This window comes from Streptomyces sp. MZ04, from assembly GCF_004684775.1.
Taxonomy (GTDB): Bacteria; Actinomycetota; Actinomycetes; order Streptomycetales; family Streptomycetaceae; genus Streptomyces.
The window spans coordinates 1-17,567 of record NZ_SRIC01000090.1; the positions used below are offsets into that span (position 1 = coordinate 1).

Consider the following 17,567-nt stretch of genomic DNA (forward strand, 5'->3'; position numbering starts at 1 on the left):
GGGCTGGGTCATCGATGGGTCCGGCTGCGGATGACGGTTGGCCACGGCGGGCTCCTCGGGGCTCATGAAAGCGCTGGGACGGCTGCTTGCAGGCGGTCCGTGACGCCCAGGACGCTGCCGTCCGCCTCTCGCGCGGTGCGCAGGAGGTAGCTGATCCGGTGCTGGTTGGTGGCGGGGGCTGCGAGGCCGGACAGCAGCTGGGCCAACGACTCCTCGACATGCCGGTCGTGCTCCGCCGCGCGGAGCCACTGCTGCAGGGTCTCCAGAGCGCCGTCGGTATGGGCGCGATCGCCCAGCGCGGCACGCCAGAGGGCGGCCAGCAGGTCGTCCTCGTCGCTGCTCGGGTCGGCCAGGGCAGTGGCGTACCACTGCAGGACGAGAGGGCGCTCGGTGCCTTCCTCCGTCTCGCGGCAGGCAAGGCCGAAGGCTCGCAGGACGTGGTCGTGCACCGTGTGGTCGTCGTGGAGCAGCGGCACGAGTTCCCTGAGCACCGGCCCGCGGACCGCGAGGAGCAGCAACTGGGTGGCTTCGGCGAGTTGGTTCACCTCCTCCTCTTCGTCGTTCTCCAGGCGTACGGCGTCGAGCAGGGCCTCCAGCGCTGCTTCGGGGTGCTGGGGGCCGAGGAGTCCGTAGACGCGGATGGCGGTCCAGCGGCGGCTGGGATGCTCGCCGGTGCACCAGGTGTGCAGAATCCGTTGGACGCCCGCCACTTCGAGCAGACCCGCCAGGCTGAGCGCGTTGGCGGCGGTCAGCCAGCCGTTGTACGACCTGCCGCTGGCCCACGGCTCGATCAGGTGGGCCATGGCGGACGAGAGGTCGGCCTCGGCGAGGAGCGCGGTGGCCGCGGCGGCCCGGGTGCGGACCAAAGGGCGGCCGTCCGAGGCGAGTTGCTGGAGCCAGCGCACCAGGGCGGGCCGGGACGAGGGGTGGACGGTCCACACCTCGCGCAGCAGCACGCGAGCGGTGTCGACGTCCTCGAACTCGACGGAGTACTGGGACACCGGACCCCATTCCGTCGCCTCGTCCCGCGTACAGCCCAGCGCGTGGGCCAGCTCGAGCCGCGAGGGGATGGAACTGCCGAAGATCGGGATGCGGGGTGCCTCGTACGGATTGGCCGTCTCCTGGAGCTGGACGAAGAGGTTGTCGCCCAGCTCGGCGGCGGTGGCGTACGGAGCGCGGTCGAAGACGGCGAGGGAGATGAGGAACGCCTTGTCGCGCAGCTCGTCTCCGTCCGGCTTCTCCGGTTCGGTGAGCCACCGGGTGACCCGGTCGGCCAGCGCCGACCGGGCGAAGTCGATCAGCTTCTCCTCGTCGAGCTCGCCCCGGTGATGAGCGGCGAGCTGCCTGGCGAACTTGCGTGTCTCCGCCGGCTGATGGGTACGGGCGATGAACTCCTCGACCGGCTGGGCCCGACGCAGCTGCTGCCACGCCTCCGCGCCCGCCAGGTGCACCACGTGAGCGGCGAGGACGTCCTCGACCGGGGGCGGCTCCCACGTGACACAAGGGACATCGAGCAGCACGGACGACGCCTCCACGGTGATCACGCACAGACCACCGTGCCTGGCCAGCTGCTCCCGCATGCCCAGGACGTGGGGTTCCAGGAGCGGCTTGCTGCGGCTGGTGGTCAGATCGTGCAGGAGGTAGCCCGCCGCGCCGTCCAGGGAGTCCGGCAGCGCGGCCGGCGCGGTGCCGGGCTCGAGCAGCCGGATGGGGCGGGCACCGAGCCGGTGAAGGAGCATCAGCGCGGCGGACCCGCGCCCGCTGGCACGGCTGCCTCGCAGGATGACGATGTGCTCGTCCCGGAGCCGTGCCAACGCTTCGTCGAAGCTCGGGCAGGTCCGGTAGACGGGCTCCAGTTCCTCCAGGCGGCCTGGAGGGATGTGGCCGGACGCCGTGCGGGGGGAGGTGCCGAATCCCGGCGAGCCGAGCTGAAAGATGACGTCGCCCGCCACATGGCCGCCCACCACCCCGAACTGATCGCGGGCGACCAGCGTCTCGGGGGTGTGGTCGATGAGGTCACGTCGGGCGGCCCATGCCGGTTGCCGTTCCCCGGGGTCCTGCGCCTGCTCGTCCTGCTCCTGCCCTTCGGCGGCGGAGCCGGCGTCCGCGGGGGCGGCGCCTTTGCCGGGCTTCTCGGCCTTGTCCGGACGGTCGCCTTTCGCGGGCTTCCCCGCCGCGGACGGCCCCGGTCCCTCCTGGCTCACTGCTTTCCGCCCCGGTCATCGCCGCGGAAGTCGAAGGAGAGGTTGCCGTTGACATCACCGCCGGCCACTCCGTACTGCGACCCCATGATCTGCGTACTCCCGGAAGGGGAGCCGGTGGAGCCGCCGGGGCCGGGAGAGCCCGGCAGGGAAGCGCTCCCGCCGTTCCGCTCGGCGGAGGGGACCTGGTGCAGCCAGGCGCTCGTGGGGCCTTCCTTGGCCTCCACGGTGACCTGGTGGAACTCCTCGGGTCGCACTCCGTGGTGCCCGTGGCGCACCACGCCCTGGTACACGCTGTCCGAGACGCAGAGAACGCTGCTGCCGTCGGCGGACTTCAGCGCTTCTCGCAGCGGGTCGGCGTCGAGGAGCCGGAAGGCGTGGTTGAGGTCCGATCCGACCCACCCGTTCTCGTCGAGGGCGACGTATCCGGCGGCGAGCACGATGCGCAGCCGGATCTGAGTGCTGCTCGCCATCAGCCGGTTCTTCGCGTGCAGCAGCATCGGGGTCTCGGTGAGCAACGCCTTGACCAGCGTGGACACCGGCACGTTGGCGTCGATGAGTTCGACGACGGCGTCACCTCGGTCGGTGCGGAGCCGCGCCGTCTCGCTGACACCGGCGGCGTTGAGCGTGCCGTCCGCGACGTCGTACAGGAGCCGCCGGAGGAACGCCTGTTCGACGTCGTCCCGGGTGCCGAACTTCTCGATGTCGAAGAGCAGGATCGTGCGGTTCACGGGCTCGGTCATGTCGGCCTCTCGTCTGTCGGGTTGATCCGTCGACCAGCACGATGGCGGGTCGTGGACGATCCTCAGAGGGCCGATGACGCGTACGAACTGTGACCGTGTGCACAGAGCACGACGGGCTACGTGGATCCGCTTCCGGCGATGCGGCGCAGCACGTCAGGCCGGACGACGACGATCCGGCGGCGGCTCGTGACGACGATCCGCCGGTCCCGCAGCTCCTTCAGGAGACGGGCGACCGCCTCGCGGGAGGCGCCGACCGACCCCGCGCATTCCTGCTGGCTGAGCGGGATGGTCAGGGCGATGCCCTCGTCGGTGTGGGTGCCGTGGGTGCGTACGAGGTCGAGGAGCAGGACGGCGAGCCGTTCGCGCACGGAGAGGGCCGCCCATTCAAGGCGGCGGCGGTCGGTCGAGCGCTGCCGGTCGGTGGCCAGACCCAGGAGCTTGAGCGCCACCTGGGGGCTGTCGGTGAGGTAGCCCGTGAAGCGGCTCTGCTCGATGGCGACCGCCTCGACCTGCTCGAGGGCGGTCACGGTCGCCGATCGGCCGCGTCCGCTGAGGGCGGCACCCTCGCCGATGATGTCGCCGGGCCCGCGCAGGGCGAGGAGGGCCTCGTAGCCGTTGGCCGCGGTCGCCGTGACCTTGGTCCAGCCCTGGAGGAGCAGCAGCACATGGGTGGAGGGCTCCTCCTGGCGCATGAGCACGCCGCGTGCGGGATAACGCAGGGGACGGCCGATGGCGATCAGAGCGGTGCGGTCGTCCCTCTCAAGGCGTGCGAGGAAGGGCACCCGGTCGTCTAATCCGTCGCCGCCCGCTGTCTGCGTCTGCCCCCCGGCCATCCCGCTGCCCCCGTCTTCACGTGCGCCGATGCCATTGATCTCGCAACCAGTCAACGTACTTCAGGTGACCGCGCCGGGAACGGGCGACAACCAGCCGCTCTGGCCGAGAGGGGAGCTCGGAGGAGCGAAAAGCCCGGCGTGTCGCCCCCCACCGCATTTGTTTTGACCGAACTCGATGAGGTAGGTACGCTCAGACCTTGTGCCTGGGGTGTGCCTGGGCTCGTGCGCGTGTCTTCAGCCGCTGTGCGAGTCCGAGAACGGCCACCGTAATCTGCGCCCCTTTCCGCCTTGCGGCGGGAGTCTGCAGCATTCGACACACCCGACCGCGTGGGTCGGCGACGTTCCAGGTTAGCTTTACTATTCGGCACACAGAAACCGGAGAAGTAGTGCCTACGATCCAGCAGCTGGTCCGGAAGGGCCGGCAGGACAAGGTCGAGAAGAACAAGACGCCCGCACTTGAGGGTTCGCCCCAGCGCCGTGGCGTCTGCACGCGTGTGTTCACGACCACCCCGAAGAAGCCGAACTCGGCCCTCCGTAAGGTCGCGCGTGTGCGTCTGACCTCCGGGATCGAGGTCACGGCCTACATTCCGGGTGAGGGACACAACCTGCAGGAGCACTCCATCGTGCTCGTGCGTGGTGGCCGTGTGAAGGACCTGCCGGGTGTTCGTTACAAGATCATCCGCGGCTCCCTTGACACCCAGGGCGTCAAGAACCGCAAGCAGGCCCGCAGCCGCTACGGCGCCAAGAAGGAGAAGTAAGAATGCCTCGTAAGGGCCCCGCCCCGAAGCGCCCGGTCATCATCGACCCGGTCTACGGTTCTCCTCTGGTGACCTCCCTCATCAACAAGGTGCTGCTGAACGGCAAGCGCTCCACCGCCGAGCGCATCGTGTACGGCGCCATGGAGGGCCTGCGCGAGAAGACCGGCAACGACCCGGTCATCACGCTCAAGCGCGCGCTCGAGAACATCAAGCCGACCCTCGAGGTCAAGTCCCGCCGCGTCGGTGGTGCGACCTACCAGGTTCCGATCGAGGTCAAGCCCGGTCGTGCCAACACGCTGGCCCTGCGCTGGCTGGTGGGTTACTCCCGCGCCCGTCGCGAGAAGACCATGACCGAGCGTCTGCTCAACGAGCTCCTCGACGCCTCCAACGGCCTTGGTGCCGCTGTGAAGAAGCGCGAGGACACCCACAAGATGGCCGAGTCCAACAAGGCCTTCGCGCACTACCGCTGGTAGTCGCTACCCACATCGAGACCGAGAGAAGACTGAGCCGATATGGCTACCACTTCACTTGACCTGGCCAAGGTGCGCAACATCGGCATCATGGCCCACATCGACGCGGGCAAGACGACGACCACCGAGCGGATCCTGTTCTACACCGGTGTGTCGTACAAGATCGGCGAGGTCCACGACGGCGCCGCGACGATGGACTGGATGGAGCAGGAGCAGGAGCGTGGCATCACGATCACCTCTGCTGCCACCACCTGTCACTGGCCGATGAACGATGTCGACCACACCATCAACATCATCGACACCCCGGGCCACGTCGACTTCACCGTCGAGGTGGAGCGTTCGCTCCGCGTGCTCGACGGTGCCGTGACGGTGTTCGACGGCGTCGCCGGTGTTGAGCCCCAGTCCGAGACCGTGTGGCGTCAGGCGGACCGCTACGGCGTCCCGCGTATCTGCTTCGTCAACAAGCTCGACCGCACGGGTGCCGAGTTCCACCGCTGCGTCGACATGATCGTCGACCGCCTCGGTGCGACCCCCATCGTCATGCAGCTGCCCATCGGCGCGGAGGCTGACTTCAAGGGTGTCGTCGACCTCGTCACGATGAAGGCCTTCGTCTGGTCCGCAGAGACCAAGATGGGCGAGGCGTACGACATCGTCGACATCCCCGACACGCACACCGAGGCTGCCGAGGAGTACCGCGGCAAGCTGCTCGAGGCTGTCGCCGAGAACGACGAGCAGATGATGGAGCTGTACCTCGAGGGCCAGGAGCCCACCGAGGAGCAGCTGTACGCGGCGATCCGTCGCATCACCATCGCCTCCGGCAAGGGCGGCGACACCACCGTCACCCCCGTGTTCTGCGGCACCGCGTTCAAGAACAAGGGCGTTCAGCCCCTGCTCGACGCGGTCGTGCGTTACCTCCCGTCGCCCCTGGACGTCGAGGCCATCGAGGGCCACGACGTCAAGGACCCCGAGGTCGTCGTCAAGCGCAAGCCTTCGGACGAGGAGCCCCTGTCGGCTCTCGCGTTCAAGATCGCGTCCGACCCGCACCTCGGCAAGCTCACCTTCGTCCGGATCTACTCCGGTCGCCTGGAGGCCGGCACCGCGGTGCTGAACTCCGTCAAGGGCAAGAAGGAGCGCATCGGCAAGATCTACCGCATGCACGCGAACAAGCGTGAGGAGATCGACTCGGTGGGCGCCGGCGACATCGTCGCCGTCATGGGCCTGAAGCAGACCACCACCGGTGAGACGCTGTGTGACGACAAGAAGCCGGTCATCCTGGAGTCCATGGACTTCCCGGCGCCGGTCATTCAGGTCGCCATCGAGCCCAAGTCCAAGGGTGACCAGGAGAAGCTGGGTGTAGCCATCCAGCGTCTCTCGGAGGAGGACCCCTCCTTCCAGGTCCACTCGGACGAGGAGACCGGCCAGACCATCATCGGTGGTATGGGCGAGCTTCACCTCGAGGTGCTCGTCGACCGCATGAAGCGCGAATTCCGCGTCGAGGCGAACGTCGGCAAGCCCCAGGTCGCGTACCGCGAGACGATCCGTCGGGCCGTCGAGCGCGTGGACTACACCCACAAGAAGCAGACCGGTGGTACCGGTCAGTTCGCCAAGGTGCAGATCGCGATCGAGCCCATCGAGGGCGGCGAGGCGTCGTACGAGTTCGTGAACAAGGTCACCGGTGGCCGTATCCCGCGGGAGTACATCCCGTCGGTGGACGCCGGTGCGCAGGAGGCCATGCAGTTCGGCATCCTGGCGGGCTACGAGATGACTGGTGTTCGCATCACGCTTCTCGACGGCGCCTACCACGAGGTCGACTCCTCCGAGCTGGCCTTCAAGATCGCCGGTTCGCAGGCCTTCAAGGAGGCCGCGCGTCAGGCCAAGCCCGTGCTGCTCGAGCCGATGATGGCCGTCGAGGTCACCACGCCCGAGGACTACATGGGCGATGTCATCGGTGACATCAACTCCCGCCGTGGCCAGATCCAGGCCATGGAGGAGCGCAGCGGCGCTCGCGTCGTGAAGGGCCTCGTGCCCCTCTCGGAGATGTTCGGCTACGTCGGAGACCTCCGCAGCAAGACGTCGGGTCGCGCAAGCTACTCAATGCAGTTCGACTCCTACGCCGAGGTTCCGCGGAACGTCGCCGAGGAGATCATCGCGAAGGCCAAGGGCGAGTAACTCACCCGAGTTCACGCTTTAGGCTTGACTCCGGAGCCTCCGGGGCATTCCGGCCCTCTTCGGGCCGGGTGCCCCGGGCCCCGGGCATCCCAGCAAAGATCACCTGGCGCCGATGAAGCAAGGCGTACAGAACCACTCCACAGGAGGACCCAGTGGCGAAGGCGAAGTTCGAGCGGACTAAGCCGCACGTCAACATCGGCACCATCGGTCACATTGACCACGGTAAGACGACCCTCACGGCCGCCATTACCAAGGTGCTGCACGACGCGTACCCGGACCTGAACGAGGCCTCGGCCTTCGACCAGATCGACAAGGCTCCCGAGGAGCGCCAGCGCGGTATCACGATCTCGATCGCGCACGTCGAGTACCAGACCGAGACGCGCCACTACGCGCACGTCGACTGCCCCGGTCACGCGGACTACATCAAGAACATGATCACGGGTGCCGCGCAGATGGACGGCGCCATCCTCGTGGTCGCCGCCACCGACGGCCCGATGCCGCAGACCAAGGAGCACGTGCTCCTGGCCCGCCAGGTCGGCGTTCCGTATGTCGTCGTCGCCCTGAACAAGGCCGACATGGTGGACGACGAGGAGATCCTGGAGCTCGTCGAGCTCGAGGTCCGTGAGCTCCTCTCCGAGTACGACTTCCCGGGCGAGGACCTGCCGGTCGTCAAGGTCTCGGCGCTCAAGGCGCTCGAGGGCGACCCGGAGTGGGGCAAGACCATCCTCGACCTGATGAAGGCCGTCGACGAGTCCATCCCGCAGCCCGAGCGCGACGTCGACAAGCCGTTCCTGATGCCGATCGAGGACGTCTTCACGATCACCGGTCGTGGCACCGTCGTCACCGGTCGTATCGAGCGTGGCGTCCTCAAGGTCAACGAGACCGTTGACATCGTGGGCATCAAGCAGGAGAAGACCACCACCACGGTCACCGGCATCGAGATGTTCCGCAAGCTGCTCGACGAGGGCCAGGCCGGTGAGAACGTCGGTCTGCTCCTCCGTGGCATCAAGCGCGAGGACGTCGAGCGCGGCCAGGTCATCATCAAGCCCGGTTCGGTCACGCCGCACACCGAGTTCGAGGCCCAGGCCTACATCCTGTCGAAGGACGAGGGTGGCCGTCACACCCCGTTCTTCAACAACTACCGCCCGCAGTTCTACTTCCGTACCACGGACGTGACCGGCGTCGTGACCCTCCCCGAGGGCACCGAGATGGTCATGCCGGGCGACAACACTGAGATGACCGTTGAGCTCATCCAGCCCGTCGCGATGGAAGAGGGCCTGAAGTTCGCCATCCGTGAGGGTGGCCGGACCGTCGGCGCCGGCCAGGTCATCAAGATCAACAAGTAAGCTTCCCGCTTGCTTGAAGATCGGGGAGACCCGGTCGCTCTGAACTGAGCGCAGCGAAGAGCCCCGTCCACCTTCGGGTGGGCGGGGCTCTTTGCGTCCTTCGTATGCGCTCTTTGCGTACGCGACGCAGGCCGTGGCAGCTTGACAGGTCGGCCCGATTGGCCTTCGGAGTCCCACGTATGGCACACTGTCCAGGTTGCTCGGTTGAGTGCCGATGCTGCGCGCCTCCCGCCGGGAGGACCGGAAGCGAGTCCCACAGTACTCGTCGCCCCATCTGTCGCTTTGCGGCAGCGCTGGAGCGGACGTACGGGAATCTTCTGGGAAGTGCAGTGCGGAGGCTCAGCCAGGCGCCCGGTGGGTTTCTTCCCCCGGACCCGCGGTCATCTGGGCCGCAGCCCCTAGCAGGGAAATCCTTCGGGAAATCTCCGTGAGCGGGACTGCGACACGCCCGACCGCGTGGGTCGGAGGAAGTGGAAAAAAGGGCCTTCCGGGAGCCAGAGCGTTCGAGACGAAGGACTACCAAGTAGCCATGGCGGGACAGAAGATCCGCATCCGGCTCAAGGCCTACGACCACGAGGTCATCGACTCTTCGGCGAAGAAGATCGTCGAGACGGTGACTCGCACTGGTGCGTCGGTCGCGGGCCCGGTGCCGCTGCCCACTGAGAAGAACGTGTACTGCGTCATCAAGTCGCCGCACAAGTACAAGGACTCGCGCGAGCACTTCGAGATGCGCACGCACAAGCGCCTGATCGACATCCTCGACCCGACGCCCAAGACCGTTGACTCGTTGATGCGCCTGGACCTTCCGGCCGGCGTTGACATCGAGATCAAGCTCTGAAGGGCGCGGAGAAGATGACCAAGCAGATCAAGGGCATCCTGGGCGAGAAGCTCGGCATGACCCAGGTCTGGGACGAGAACAACCGCATCGTCCCGGTGACCGTGGTCAAGGCCGGACCCTGCGTCGTTACCCAGGTCCGTACGAATGACAGCGACGGCTACGAGTCGGTCCAGATCGCCTTCGGCGAGATCGACCCGCGCAAGGTGAACAAGCCCCTCAAGGGTCACTTCGCCAAGGCCGACGTGACCCCCCGTCGCCACCTCGTCGAGATCCGTACCGCTGGTGCCAGCGAGTACACCCTCGGCCAGGAGCTGACTGCCGAGACGTTCGAGGCCGGTATCAAGGTCGACGTCACCGGCAAGAGCAAGGGCAAGGGCTTCGCCGGTGTCATGAAGCGTCACAACTTCGCCGGTGGCAAGGCCTCGCACGGTGCCCACCGTGTGCACCGCAAGCCCGGTTCCATCGGTGGCTGCGCCACGCCCGGCCGTGTCTTCAAGGGCCAGCGCATGGCTGGTCGCATGGGCAACGAGCGGGTCACCACCCAGAACCTGACCGTCCACGCCGTTGACGCGGAGAAGGGTCTGCTGCTCATCAAGGGCGCGGTTCCTGGTCCGAACGGCGGCCTCGTCCTGGTCCGTACCGCGGCCAAGGGGGCCTGAGGTAACCCATGAGCACCATTGACATCCTTTCGCCGGCAGGCGACAAGACCGGGACGGTCGAGCTCCCCGCGGAGATCTTCGACGTCGAGAAGATCAGCATTCCGCTGATCCACCAGGTCGTCGTCGCCCAGCTGGCCGCTGCCCGTCAGGGCACGCACAAGACCAAGCGCCGTGGCGAAGTCCGCGGTGGTGGCCGCAAGCCGTACCGCCAGAAGGGCACCGGCCGCGCGCGCCAGGGTTCGACCCGTGCGCCGCAGTTCGCCGGCGGTGGCGTCGTCCACGGCCCGCAGCCGCGTGACTACTCGCAGCGGACCCCGAAGAAGATGAAGGCCGCGGCCCTGCGCCACGCCCTCACCGACCGGGCCCGCAACGCTCGTATCCACGTTGTCACCAACGTGGTCGAGGGCGAGATCTCCACCAAGGCCGCGAAGACGCTGCTCGGCAAGGTCAGCGAGCGCAAGAACGTGCTCCTGGTCATCGACCGTGCGGACGAGACTTCGCTGCTCTCCGCCCGCAACCTGCCCCAGGTGCACATCCTGGAGCCGGGCCAGCTGAACACGTACGACGTGCTCGTCTCGGACGACGTGGTCTTCACCAAGGCCGCCTTCGAGTCCTTCGTGTCTGGCCCCAAGGCCAATGAGACCGAAGGGAGCGAAGCCTGATGGCTATTCGTCACCAGAGCATCGCGTCCAAGGCTGCGAAGGCCGCCAAGGCCGCGCGTGTCGCCAAGGCGAAGCGCATCGCGACCGAGGGCAAGATCGCTGTTGAGCCCACCCCGCTGAGCAAGTCCTTCTCGGACCCGCGCGACGTCCTCGTCAAGCCGGTCGTCTCCGAGAAGTCGTACGCGCTGCTCGACGAGGGCAAGTACACGTTCATCGTGGCCCCTGGCTCCAACAAGACCCAGATCAAGCAGGCCGTCGAGGCGGTCTTCTCGGTCAAGGTCACCGGAGTCAACACGATCAACCGTCAGGGCAAGCGGAAGCGTACGCGCACCGGTTTCGGCAAGCGTGCCGACACCAAGCGCGCCATCGTGACCCTCGCTGAGGGCGACCGTATCGACATCTTCGGCCAGGCCTCCTAACGGAGCGCCCGGTCCGAATATCGGACGAGGACTGAGAAATGGGAATCCGCAAGTACAAGCCGACTACGCCGGGCCGTCGTGGCTCCTCCGTAGCCGACTTCGTCGAGGTAACGCGGTCCACGCCGGAGAAGTCGCTGGTTCGCCCGCTGCACAGCAAGGGCGGCCGTAACAACGCCGGTCGGATCACCGTTCGCCACCAGGGTGGCGGACACAAGCGCGCCTACCGCGTCATCGACTTCCGTCGCCATGACAAGGACGGCGTGCCGGCGAAGGTCGCGCACATCGAGTACGACCCGAACCGCACCGCGCGCATCGCGCTCCTGCACTACGCCGATGGCGAGAAGCGCTACATCCTGGCCCCGCGTGGTCTGGGACAGGGTGCCCGGGTTGAGAACGGCCCTGGCGCCGACATCAAGCCCGGCAACAACATGGCGCTGCGCAACATCCCCGTCGGTACGACGATCCACGCCATCGAGCTGCGGCCCGGCGGCGGCGCGAAGTTCGCCCGCTCCGCGGGTGCCTCCGTGCAGCTGCTGGCGAAGGAGGGCTCCATGGCCCACCTTCGTATGCCGTCCGGTGAGATCCGTCTGGTCGACGTCCGCTGCCGCGCCACCATCGGTGAGGTCGGCAACGCCGAGCAGTCGAACATCAACTGGGGCAAGGCCGGCCGCATGCGCTGGAAGGGCGTCCGCCCGACCGTGCGTGGTGTCGTGATGAACCCGGTCGACCACCCGCACGGTGGTGGTGAAGGCAAGACCTCCGGTGGTCGTCACCCGGTCTCGCCGTGGGGCAAGAAGGAGGGTCGTACTCGTGATCGCAACAAGGCGAGCAACAAGTACATCGTCCGCCGCCGCAAGTCGAACAAGAAGCGCTAGGAGCGGGTTTAGATGCCGCGCAGTCTCAAGAAGGGGCCCTTCGTCGACGACCACCTCGTAAAGAAGGTGGACGTCCAGAACGAAGCCGGCACCAAGAACGTCATCAAGACCTGGTCCCGTCGCTCGATGATCATCCCGGCCATGCTGGGACACACGATCGCGGTGCACAACGGCAAGACCCACATCCCGGTGTTCGTCACCGAGGCGATGGTCGGCCACAAGCTCGGCGAGTTCTCGCCGACTCGCACCTTCCGCGGCCACGTCAAGGACGACCGGAAGTCGAAGCGCCGCTAGCGCGGGGTGGAACGACTATGACTTACACCGAAGGGACAACCATGGAAGCCAGGGCCCAGGCGCGGTACATCCGCGTCACGCCCATGAAGGCCCGCCGCGTGGTGGACCTCATCCGTGGCATGGATGCCACGGAGGCTCAGGCGGTCCTGCGTTTCGCCCCGCAGGCCGCGAGCGTGCCGGTTGGCAAGGTGCTGGACAGCGCCATCGCCAACGCTGCACACAACTACGACCACTCGGACGCCTCTTCGCTGTTCATCAGCGAGGCGTTTGTGGACGAGGGCCCGACCCTGAAGCGGTTCCGTCCGCGTGCTCAGGGCCGTGCCTACCGGATCCGTAAGCGGACCAGCCACATCACCGTGGTCGTCAGCAGCAAGGAAGGAACCCGGTAATGGGCCAGAAGGTAAACCCGCACGGGTTCCGGCTCGGCATCACCACGGACTTCAAGTCCCGGTGGTACGCCGACAAGCTGTACAAGGACTACGTCAAGGAAGACGTCGCCATCCGTCGGATGATGACGTCCGGCATGGAGCGCGCCGGCATCTCGAAGGTTGAGATCGAGCGCACCCGTGACCGCGTGCGGGTGGACATCCACACCGCGCGTCCCGGCATCGTCATCGGCCGCCGTGGCGCCGAGGCCGACCGCATCCGCGGTGACCTCGAGAAGCTCACGGGCAAGCAGGTCCAGCTGAACATCCTCGAGGTCAAGAACCCCGAGGTCGACGCTCAGCTCGTGGCCCAGGCCGTGGCGGAGCAGCTGTCCTCCCGCGTCTCCTTCCGTCGCGCCATGCGTAAGAGCATGCAGTCGTCGATGAAGGCCGGCGCCAAGGGCATCAAGATCCAGTGTGGTGGCCGTCTCGGCGGCGCCGAGATGTCCCGCTCGGAGTTCTACCGCGAGGGCCGCGTGCCCCTGCACACGCTCCGCGCGAACGTCGACTACGGCTTCTTCGAGGCCAAGACGACCTTCGGCCGTATCGGCGTGAAGGTCTGGATCTACAAGGGCGACGTCAAGAACATCGCCGAGGTCCGCGCCGAGAACGCCGCGGCCCGTGCGGGTAACCGCCCGGCCCGTGGTGGCGGCAACGACCGCCCGGCCCGTGGTGGCCGTGGTGGCGAGCGTGGCGGCCGCGGCCGCAAGCCGCAGCAGCAGTCCGCGCCGGCTGCCGAGGCCCCCAAGGCCGAGGCTCCCGCCGCAGCTGCCGCTCCGGCTGAGAGCACCGGAACGGAGGCCTGACCGACATGCTGATCCCTCGTAGGGTCAAGCACCGCAAGCAGCACCACCCCAAGCGCAGCGGTATGTCCAAGGGTGGTACGCAGGTTGCGTTCGGCGAGTACGGCATTCAGGCCCTCACTCCGGCGTACGTGACCAACCGCCAGATCGAGGCGGCTCGTATCGCGATGACCCGCCACATCAAGCGTGGCGGCAAGGTCTGGATCAACATCTACCCGGACCGCCCGCTGACGAAGAAGCCCGCCGAGACCCGCATGGGTTCCGGTAAGGGTTCCCCCGAGTGGTGGGTCGCGAACGTCAAGCCCGGACGGGTGATGTTCGAGCTGTCCTACCCGAATGAGAAGACTGCGCGTGAGGCGCTTACCCGCGCTGCTCACAAGCTTCCGATGAAGTGCCGGATTGTTCGGCGCGAGGCAGGTGAGTCGTGATGTCGGCCGGTACCAAGGCGTCCGAGCTGCGCGAACTGGGTGACGAGGAGCTTCTCGCGAAGCTCCGCGAAGCCAAGGAAGAGCTGTTCAACCTCCGCTTCCAGGCGGCGACCGGTCAGCTCGAGAACCACGGTCGGCTCAAGGCCGTCCGTAAGGACATCGCGCGGATCTACACCCTGATGCGTGAGCGCGAGCTGGGCATCGAGACGGTGGAGAGCGCCTGATGAGCGAGAGCAACGTGACTGAGACCAAGACTGACCGCGGTTTCCGCAAGACCCGTGAGGGTCTGGTCGTCAGCGACAAGATGGACAAGACCGTCGTCGTCGCTGTCGAGGACCGCGTCAAGCACGCGCTGTACGGCAAGGTCATCCGCCGTACGAACAAGCTCAAGGCGCACGACGAGCAGAACGCTGCCGGCGTCGGCGACCGCGTCCTCCTGATGGAGACGCGTCCGCTGTCGGCGACCAAGCGCTGGCGCATCGTCGAGATCCTCGAGAAGGCCAAGTAATTTCCGAGGGGTTTCCCTCGGATCAGTTCCGCCAGGCTCGGTGGGGGCCGATTCCCGCAAGGGATGAAGCCCCTGCCGGGAACCGGCAGACAAACAGGAGATAGACGTGATCCAGCAGGAGTCGCGACTTCGCGTCGCCGACAACACGGGTGCGAAGGAAATTCTCACCATTCGTGTTCTCGGTGGCTCGGGTCGCCGCTACGCGGGCATCGGTGACGTCATCGTCGCCACCGTCAAGGACGCGATCCCCGGTGGCAACGTGAAGAAGGGTGACGTCGTCAAGGCGGTCATCGTTCGCACCGTCAAGGAGCGCCGCCGTCCCGACGGCTCGTACATCCGCTTCGACGAGAACGCCGCCGTCATTCTGAAGAACGACGGCGACCCTCGCGGCACCCGTATCTTCGGCCCGGTGGGCCGTGAGCTGCGCGAGAAGAAGTTCATGAAGATCATCTCGCTCGCGCCGGAGGTGCTGTAAGCATGAAGATCAAGAAGGGCGACCTGGTCCAGGTCATCACCGGTAAGGACAAGGGCAAGCAGGGCAAGGTCATTGCCGCTTACCCGCGCGACGAGCGCGTCCTGGTCGAGGGTGTCAACCGGGTCAAGAAGCACACGAAGGCCGGCCCGACCGCCAGCGGTTCGCAGGCCGGCGGCATCGTGACCACCGAGGCCCCTGTCCACGTGAGCAACGTTCAGCTCGTCGTGGAGAAGGACGGCAACAAGGTCGTCACGCGTGTCGGTTTCCGCTTCGACGAAGACGGCAACAAGATCCGCGTTGCCAAGCGGACGGGTGAGGACATCTGATGACGACCACCACCACTCCGCGTCTGAAGACGAAGTACCGCGAGGAGATCGCGGCCAAGCTGCAGGAAGAGTTCTCGTACGAGAACGTCATGCAGACGCCGGGCCTCGTCAAGATCGTGGTCAACATGGGTGTCGGCGACGCCGCCCGTGACTCGAAGCTCATGGACGGTGCCGTCCGTGACCTGACCACGATCACCGGTCAGAAGCCGGCCATCACCAAGGCCCGGAAGTCCATCGCGCAGTTCAAGCTGCGCGAGGGTCAGCCGATCGGCTGCCACGTCACGCTCCGTGGCGACCGCATGTGGGAGTTCCTGGACCGCACCCTGTCGCTCGCGCTTCCGCGCATCCGCGACTTCCGTGGTCTGTCCCCCAAGCAGTTCGACGGCCGTGGCAACTACACCTTCGGTCTCACGGAGCAGGTCATGTTCCACGAGATCGACCAGGACAAGATCGACCGCGTCCGGGGTATGGACATCACCGTGGTCACCACGGCGACCAACGACGCTGAGGGCCGTGCCCTTCTCCGTCACCTCGGCTTCCCGTTCAAGGAGGCGTAAGCGAGATGGCGAAGAAGGCTCTTATTGCCAAGGCTGCTCGTAAGCCCAAGTTCGGTGTGCGCGCCTACACCCGCTGCCAGCGCTGTGGCCGTCCGCACTCCGTGTACCGCAAGTTCGGCCTCTGCCGCGTGTGCCTTCGTGAGATGGCTCACCGTGGCGAGCTGCCGGGCGTGACCAAGAGCTCCTGGTAATTCCCCTCTGTCCTTAGGGACTTGGGAATTACTGGAGGCTCTCGGTAAGTATCTGGTCGGTAGGTGGCCCACCTCTCCATGGCTTAGGCTAGGAGGGTTGGGCGCCTGCCGCCCTGACCGACTTACTACGCCGTAGGTCCCCGCGCCGCACCCGTCCCGCCTCTGAGTGGGGAGAGGGATGGCGCAGATAGGAAACCACGGCGAGAGAGGCCGAAGGCCAATTCATGACCATGACTGATCCGATCGCGGACATGCTGACTCGTCTGCGTAACGCGAACTCGGCGTACCACGACACCGTGGGAATGCCGCACAGCAAGATCAAGTCTCACATCGCGGAGATCCTCCAGCAGGAGGGCTTCATCACGGGCTGGAAGGTCGAGGACGCCGAGGTTGGCAAGAACCTCGTTCTCGAGCTGAAGTTCGGCCCGAACCGTGAGCGCTCCATCGCGGGCATCAAGCGGATCTCCAAGCCCGGTCTCCGGGTTTACGCGAAGTCCACCAACCTGCCGAAGGTGCTCGGCGGCCTGGGCGTGGCGATCATCTCCACGTCCCACGGTCTGCTCACCGGCCAGCAGGCAGGCAAGAAGGGCGTAGGTGGGGAAGTCCTCGCCTACGTCTGGTAGTCGGGAACGGAGGAATAGCTAATGTCGCGTATTGGCAAGCTCCCCATCACGGTTCCCGCCGGCGTGGACGTCACCATCGACGGCCGTACGGTCGCGGTGAAGGGCCCCAAGGGTTCCCTCTCGCACACCGTCGTCGCGCCGATCGAGATCGCTAAGGGTGAGGACGGCGTTCTGAACGTCACCCGCCCGAACGACGAGCGTCAGAACAAGGCCCTGCACGGCCTGTCCCGCACGCTGGTGGCGAACATGATCACCGGTGTGACCCAGGGTTACGTGAAGAAGCTCGAGATCAGCGGTGTCGGTTACCGCGTCCTTGCGAAGGGCTCCAACCTGGAGTTCTCGCTGGGCTACAGCCACCCGATCCTGGTCGAGGCCCCCGAGGGCATCACCTTCAAGGTGGAGTCCGCGACCAAGCTTTCGGTCGAGGGCATCGACAAGCAGAAGGTCGGCGAGGTTGCGGCCAACATCCGCAAGCTGCGCAAGCCCGACCCGTACAAGGCCAAGGGTGTCAAGTACGAGGGCGAAGTCATCCGCCGCAAGGTCGGAAAGGCAGGTAAGTAAGCCATGGCATACGGTGTAAAGATCGCCAAGGGTGACGCTTACAAGCGTGCCGCCAAGGCTCGCCGCCACATCCGCATTCGCAAGAACGTGTCGGGTACGGCGGAGCGTCCGCGCCTCGTCGTGACTCGCTCGAACCGCAACATCGTTGCTCAGGTCATCGACGACCTCAAGGGTCACACCCTTGCGTCGGCGTCGACCATGGACGCTTCGATCCGCGGTGGCGAGGCCGACAAGTCTGCGCAGGCCAAGCAGGTCGGCGCGCTCGTTGCCGAGCGTGCCAAGGCCGCGGGTGTCGAGGCCGTCGTGTTCGACCGCGGTGGCAACCAGTACGCCGGGCGCATTGCCGCTCTGGCGGACGCCGCCCGCGAAGCCGGGCTGAAGTTCTAAGCCCCGGTTCCGGAGC

25 protein-coding genes are annotated in these 17,567 nt (G+C 66.5%); 22 read left to right on the top strand and 3 right to left on the bottom strand.

What is annotated here, in order from left to right; translation table 11 throughout:
- Positions 1–62 precede the first annotated feature (62 nt).
- The 3 genes from E2651_RS19975 to E2651_RS19985 form a co-directional block, all read right to left on the bottom strand.
- Entirely contained in the window at positions 63–2,204 is a 2,142-nt protein-coding gene (locus E2651_RS19975) for a hypothetical protein (protein WP_135332547.1), read from the bottom strand.
- Positions 2,201–2,944: a hypothetical protein gene (locus tag E2651_RS19980; RefSeq protein WP_135332548.1), complete on the bottom strand. Its 744-nt coding sequence runs from the start codon at positions 2,942–2,944 to the stop codon at positions 2,201–2,203. The genes E2651_RS19975 and E2651_RS19980 overlap by 4 nt, the downstream gene beginning before the upstream one ends.
- 116 nt (positions 2,945–3,060) lie before the next feature.
- On the bottom strand, positions 3,061–3,777 hold the full coding sequence (locus E2651_RS19985) for a Crp/Fnr family transcriptional regulator (protein WP_135332549.1): 717 nt from the start codon (positions 3,775–3,777) through the stop codon (positions 3,061–3,063).
- A gap of 386 nt (positions 3,778–4,163) precedes the next feature.
- Between E2651_RS19985 and rpsL the strand changes: the two genes are divergently transcribed.
- The 22 genes from rpsL (at position 4,164) to rplR (ending at position 17,551) form a co-directional block, all read left to right on the top strand.
- Positions 4,164–4,535 (top strand): 30S ribosomal protein S12, encoded by a 372-nt coding sequence (gene rpsL, locus E2651_RS19990; RefSeq protein WP_003948652.1) that lies wholly within the window; start codon positions 4,164–4,166, stop codon positions 4,533–4,535.
- 2 nt (positions 4,536–4,537) lie between these two features.
- A complete protein-coding gene (gene rpsG, locus E2651_RS19995) occupies positions 4,538–5,008 on the top strand; it encodes a 30S ribosomal protein S7 (protein WP_003974303.1) in 471 nt (156 codons plus the stop codon).
- 39 nt (positions 5,009–5,047) lie between these two features.
- Positions 5,048–7,174, top strand: coding sequence for an elongation factor G (fusA, locus tag E2651_RS20000; RefSeq protein WP_135332550.1), 2,127 nt, complete (start codon positions 5,048–5,050; stop codon positions 7,172–7,174).
- A gap of 152 nt (positions 7,175–7,326) precedes the next feature.
- Entirely contained in the window at positions 7,327–8,520 is a 1,194-nt protein-coding gene (tuf, locus tag E2651_RS20005) for an elongation factor Tu (RefSeq protein WP_135332551.1), read from the top strand.
- 529 nt (positions 8,521–9,049) lie between these two features.
- A complete protein-coding gene (gene rpsJ / locus E2651_RS20010; RefSeq protein ID WP_003948644.1) occupies positions 9,050–9,358 on the top strand; it encodes a 30S ribosomal protein S10 in 309 nt (102 codons plus the stop codon).
- Between the two features lie 14 nt (positions 9,359–9,372).
- On the top strand, positions 9,373–10,017 hold the full coding sequence (rplC, locus tag E2651_RS20015) for a 50S ribosomal protein L3 (protein ID WP_055553489.1): 645 nt from the start codon (positions 9,373–9,375) through the stop codon (positions 10,015–10,017).
- Between the two features lie 8 nt (positions 10,018–10,025).
- Positions 10,026–10,679, top strand: a complete 654-nt coding sequence (gene rplD / locus E2651_RS20020; RefSeq protein WP_135332552.1) for a 50S ribosomal protein L4 — start codon at positions 10,026–10,028, stop codon at positions 10,677–10,679.
- A complete protein-coding gene (gene rplW, locus E2651_RS20025; RefSeq protein WP_055553493.1) occupies positions 10,679–11,098 on the top strand; it encodes a 50S ribosomal protein L23 in 420 nt (139 codons plus the stop codon). The genes rplD and rplW overlap by 1 nt, the downstream gene beginning before the upstream one ends.
- A gap of 38 nt (positions 11,099–11,136) precedes the next feature.
- The gene (gene rplB, locus E2651_RS20030) at positions 11,137–11,973 is read left to right on the top strand and encodes a 50S ribosomal protein L2 (RefSeq protein WP_135332553.1); all 837 of its coding nucleotides are present in this window, start codon (positions 11,137–11,139) and stop codon (positions 11,971–11,973) included.
- Positions 11,974–11,985: 12 nt separating this feature from the next.
- Complete coding sequence (gene rpsS / locus E2651_RS20035; protein ID WP_135332554.1) at positions 11,986–12,267, top strand: 30S ribosomal protein S19; 282 nt, start codon at positions 11,986–11,988, stop codon at positions 12,265–12,267.
- 41 nt (positions 12,268–12,308) lie between these two features.
- Positions 12,309–12,656 carry a 50S ribosomal protein L22 gene (gene rplV / locus E2651_RS20040; RefSeq protein WP_135332555.1) on the top strand — a complete coding sequence of 116 codons (348 nt, stop codon included), beginning with the start codon at positions 12,309–12,311 and terminating at the stop codon, positions 12,654–12,656.
- Positions 12,656–13,498 carry a 30S ribosomal protein S3 gene (gene rpsC, locus E2651_RS20045; RefSeq protein ID WP_135332556.1) on the top strand — a complete coding sequence of 281 codons (843 nt, stop codon included), beginning with the start codon at positions 12,656–12,658 and terminating at the stop codon, positions 13,496–13,498. The genes rplV and rpsC overlap by 1 nt, the downstream gene beginning before the upstream one ends.
- Positions 13,499–13,503: 5 nt before the next feature.
- Positions 13,504–13,923, top strand: a complete 420-nt coding sequence (gene rplP / locus E2651_RS20050; protein ID WP_135332557.1) for a 50S ribosomal protein L16 — start codon at positions 13,504–13,506, stop codon at positions 13,921–13,923.
- A complete protein-coding gene (gene rpmC, locus E2651_RS20055; protein WP_003998824.1) occupies positions 13,923–14,147 on the top strand; it encodes a 50S ribosomal protein L29 in 225 nt (74 codons plus the stop codon). Before rplP ends, rpmC begins: the two co-directional genes overlap by 1 nt.
- Positions 14,147–14,431, top strand: coding sequence for a 30S ribosomal protein S17 (rpsQ, locus tag E2651_RS20060; protein ID WP_055564830.1), 285 nt, complete (start codon positions 14,147–14,149; stop codon positions 14,429–14,431). The genes rpmC and rpsQ overlap by 1 nt, the downstream gene beginning before the upstream one ends.
- A gap of 106 nt (positions 14,432–14,537) precedes the next feature.
- Positions 14,538–14,906, top strand: a complete 369-nt coding sequence (gene rplN, locus E2651_RS20065; protein ID WP_003974257.1) for a 50S ribosomal protein L14 — start codon at positions 14,538–14,540, stop codon at positions 14,904–14,906.
- Between the two features lie 2 nt (positions 14,907–14,908).
- Positions 14,909–15,232: a 50S ribosomal protein L24 gene (gene rplX, locus E2651_RS20070; protein ID WP_055553504.1), complete on the top strand. Its 324-nt coding sequence runs from the start codon at positions 14,909–14,911 to the stop codon at positions 15,230–15,232.
- Positions 15,232–15,789 (top strand): 50S ribosomal protein L5, encoded by a 558-nt coding sequence (gene rplE / locus E2651_RS20075; RefSeq protein WP_135332558.1) that lies wholly within the window; start codon positions 15,232–15,234, stop codon positions 15,787–15,789. The genes rplX and rplE overlap by 1 nt, the downstream gene beginning before the upstream one ends.
- Positions 15,790–15,794: 5 nt before the next feature.
- Positions 15,795–15,980: a type Z 30S ribosomal protein S14 gene (locus tag E2651_RS20080; RefSeq protein ID WP_003956452.1), complete on the top strand. Its 186-nt coding sequence runs from the start codon at positions 15,795–15,797 to the stop codon at positions 15,978–15,980.
- A 224-nt stretch (positions 15,981–16,204) separates the two neighbouring features.
- Entirely contained in the window at positions 16,205–16,603 is a 399-nt protein-coding gene (gene rpsH, locus E2651_RS20090) for a 30S ribosomal protein S8 (RefSeq protein ID WP_135332559.1), read from the top strand.
- A 21-nt stretch (positions 16,604–16,624) separates the two neighbouring features.
- Positions 16,625–17,164: a 50S ribosomal protein L6 gene (gene rplF, locus E2651_RS20095; RefSeq protein ID WP_135332560.1), complete on the top strand. Its 540-nt coding sequence runs from the start codon at positions 16,625–16,627 to the stop codon at positions 17,162–17,164.
- Positions 17,165–17,167: 3 nt separating this feature from the next.
- Positions 17,168–17,551 (top strand): 50S ribosomal protein L18, encoded by a 384-nt coding sequence (rplR, locus tag E2651_RS20100; RefSeq protein WP_135332561.1) that lies wholly within the window; start codon positions 17,168–17,170, stop codon positions 17,549–17,551.
- Positions 17,552–17,567: the final 16 nt, after the last annotated feature.

Bases quoted from the DNA above. Each gene is read 5' to 3' on its own strand.
- E2651_RS19980 (WP_135332548.1), bottom strand. From the start codon at position 2,944: ATGACCGAGCCCGTGAACCGCACGATCCTGCTCTTCGACATCGAGAAG.
- E2651_RS19985 (WP_135332549.1), bottom strand. From the start codon at position 3,777: ATGGCCGGGGGGCAGACGCAGACAGCGGGCGGCGACGGATTAGACGAC.
- rpsG (WP_003974303.1), top strand. From the start codon at position 4,538: ATGCCTCGTAAGGGCCCCGCCCCGAAGCGCCCGGTCATCATCGACCCG.
- fusA (WP_135332550.1), top strand. From the start codon at position 5,048: ATGGCTACCACTTCACTTGACCTGGCCAAGGTGCGCAACATCGGCATC.
- rpsJ (WP_003948644.1), top strand. From the start codon at position 9,050: ATGGCGGGACAGAAGATCCGCATCCGGCTCAAGGCCTACGACCACGAG.
- rplC (WP_055553489.1), top strand. From the start codon at position 9,373: ATGACCAAGCAGATCAAGGGCATCCTGGGCGAGAAGCTCGGCATGACC.
- rplD (WP_135332552.1), top strand. From the start codon at position 10,026: ATGAGCACCATTGACATCCTTTCGCCGGCAGGCGACAAGACCGGGACG.
- rplW (WP_055553493.1), top strand. From the start codon at position 10,679: ATGGCTATTCGTCACCAGAGCATCGCGTCCAAGGCTGCGAAGGCCGCC.
- rplB (WP_135332553.1), top strand. From the start codon at position 11,137: ATGGGAATCCGCAAGTACAAGCCGACTACGCCGGGCCGTCGTGGCTCC.
- rpsS (WP_135332554.1), top strand. From the start codon at position 11,986: ATGCCGCGCAGTCTCAAGAAGGGGCCCTTCGTCGACGACCACCTCGTA.
- rplV (WP_135332555.1), top strand. From the start codon at position 12,309: ATGGAAGCCAGGGCCCAGGCGCGGTACATCCGCGTCACGCCCATGAAG.
- rpsC (WP_135332556.1), top strand. From the start codon at position 12,656: ATGGGCCAGAAGGTAAACCCGCACGGGTTCCGGCTCGGCATCACCACG.
- rplP (WP_135332557.1), top strand. From the start codon at position 13,504: ATGCTGATCCCTCGTAGGGTCAAGCACCGCAAGCAGCACCACCCCAAG.
- rpmC (WP_003998824.1), top strand. From the start codon at position 13,923: ATGTCGGCCGGTACCAAGGCGTCCGAGCTGCGCGAACTGGGTGACGAG.
- rpsQ (WP_055564830.1), top strand. From the start codon at position 14,147: ATGAGCGAGAGCAACGTGACTGAGACCAAGACTGACCGCGGTTTCCGC.
- rplX (WP_055553504.1), top strand. From the start codon at position 14,909: ATGAAGATCAAGAAGGGCGACCTGGTCCAGGTCATCACCGGTAAGGAC.
- rplE (WP_135332558.1), top strand. From the start codon at position 15,232: ATGACGACCACCACCACTCCGCGTCTGAAGACGAAGTACCGCGAGGAG.
- E2651_RS20080 (WP_003956452.1), top strand. From the start codon at position 15,795: ATGGCGAAGAAGGCTCTTATTGCCAAGGCTGCTCGTAAGCCCAAGTTC.
- rpsH (WP_135332559.1), top strand. From the start codon at position 16,205: ATGACCATGACTGATCCGATCGCGGACATGCTGACTCGTCTGCGTAAC.
- rplF (WP_135332560.1), top strand. From the start codon at position 16,625: ATGTCGCGTATTGGCAAGCTCCCCATCACGGTTCCCGCCGGCGTGGAC.
- rplR (WP_135332561.1), top strand. From the start codon at position 17,168: ATGGCATACGGTGTAAAGATCGCCAAGGGTGACGCTTACAAGCGTGCC.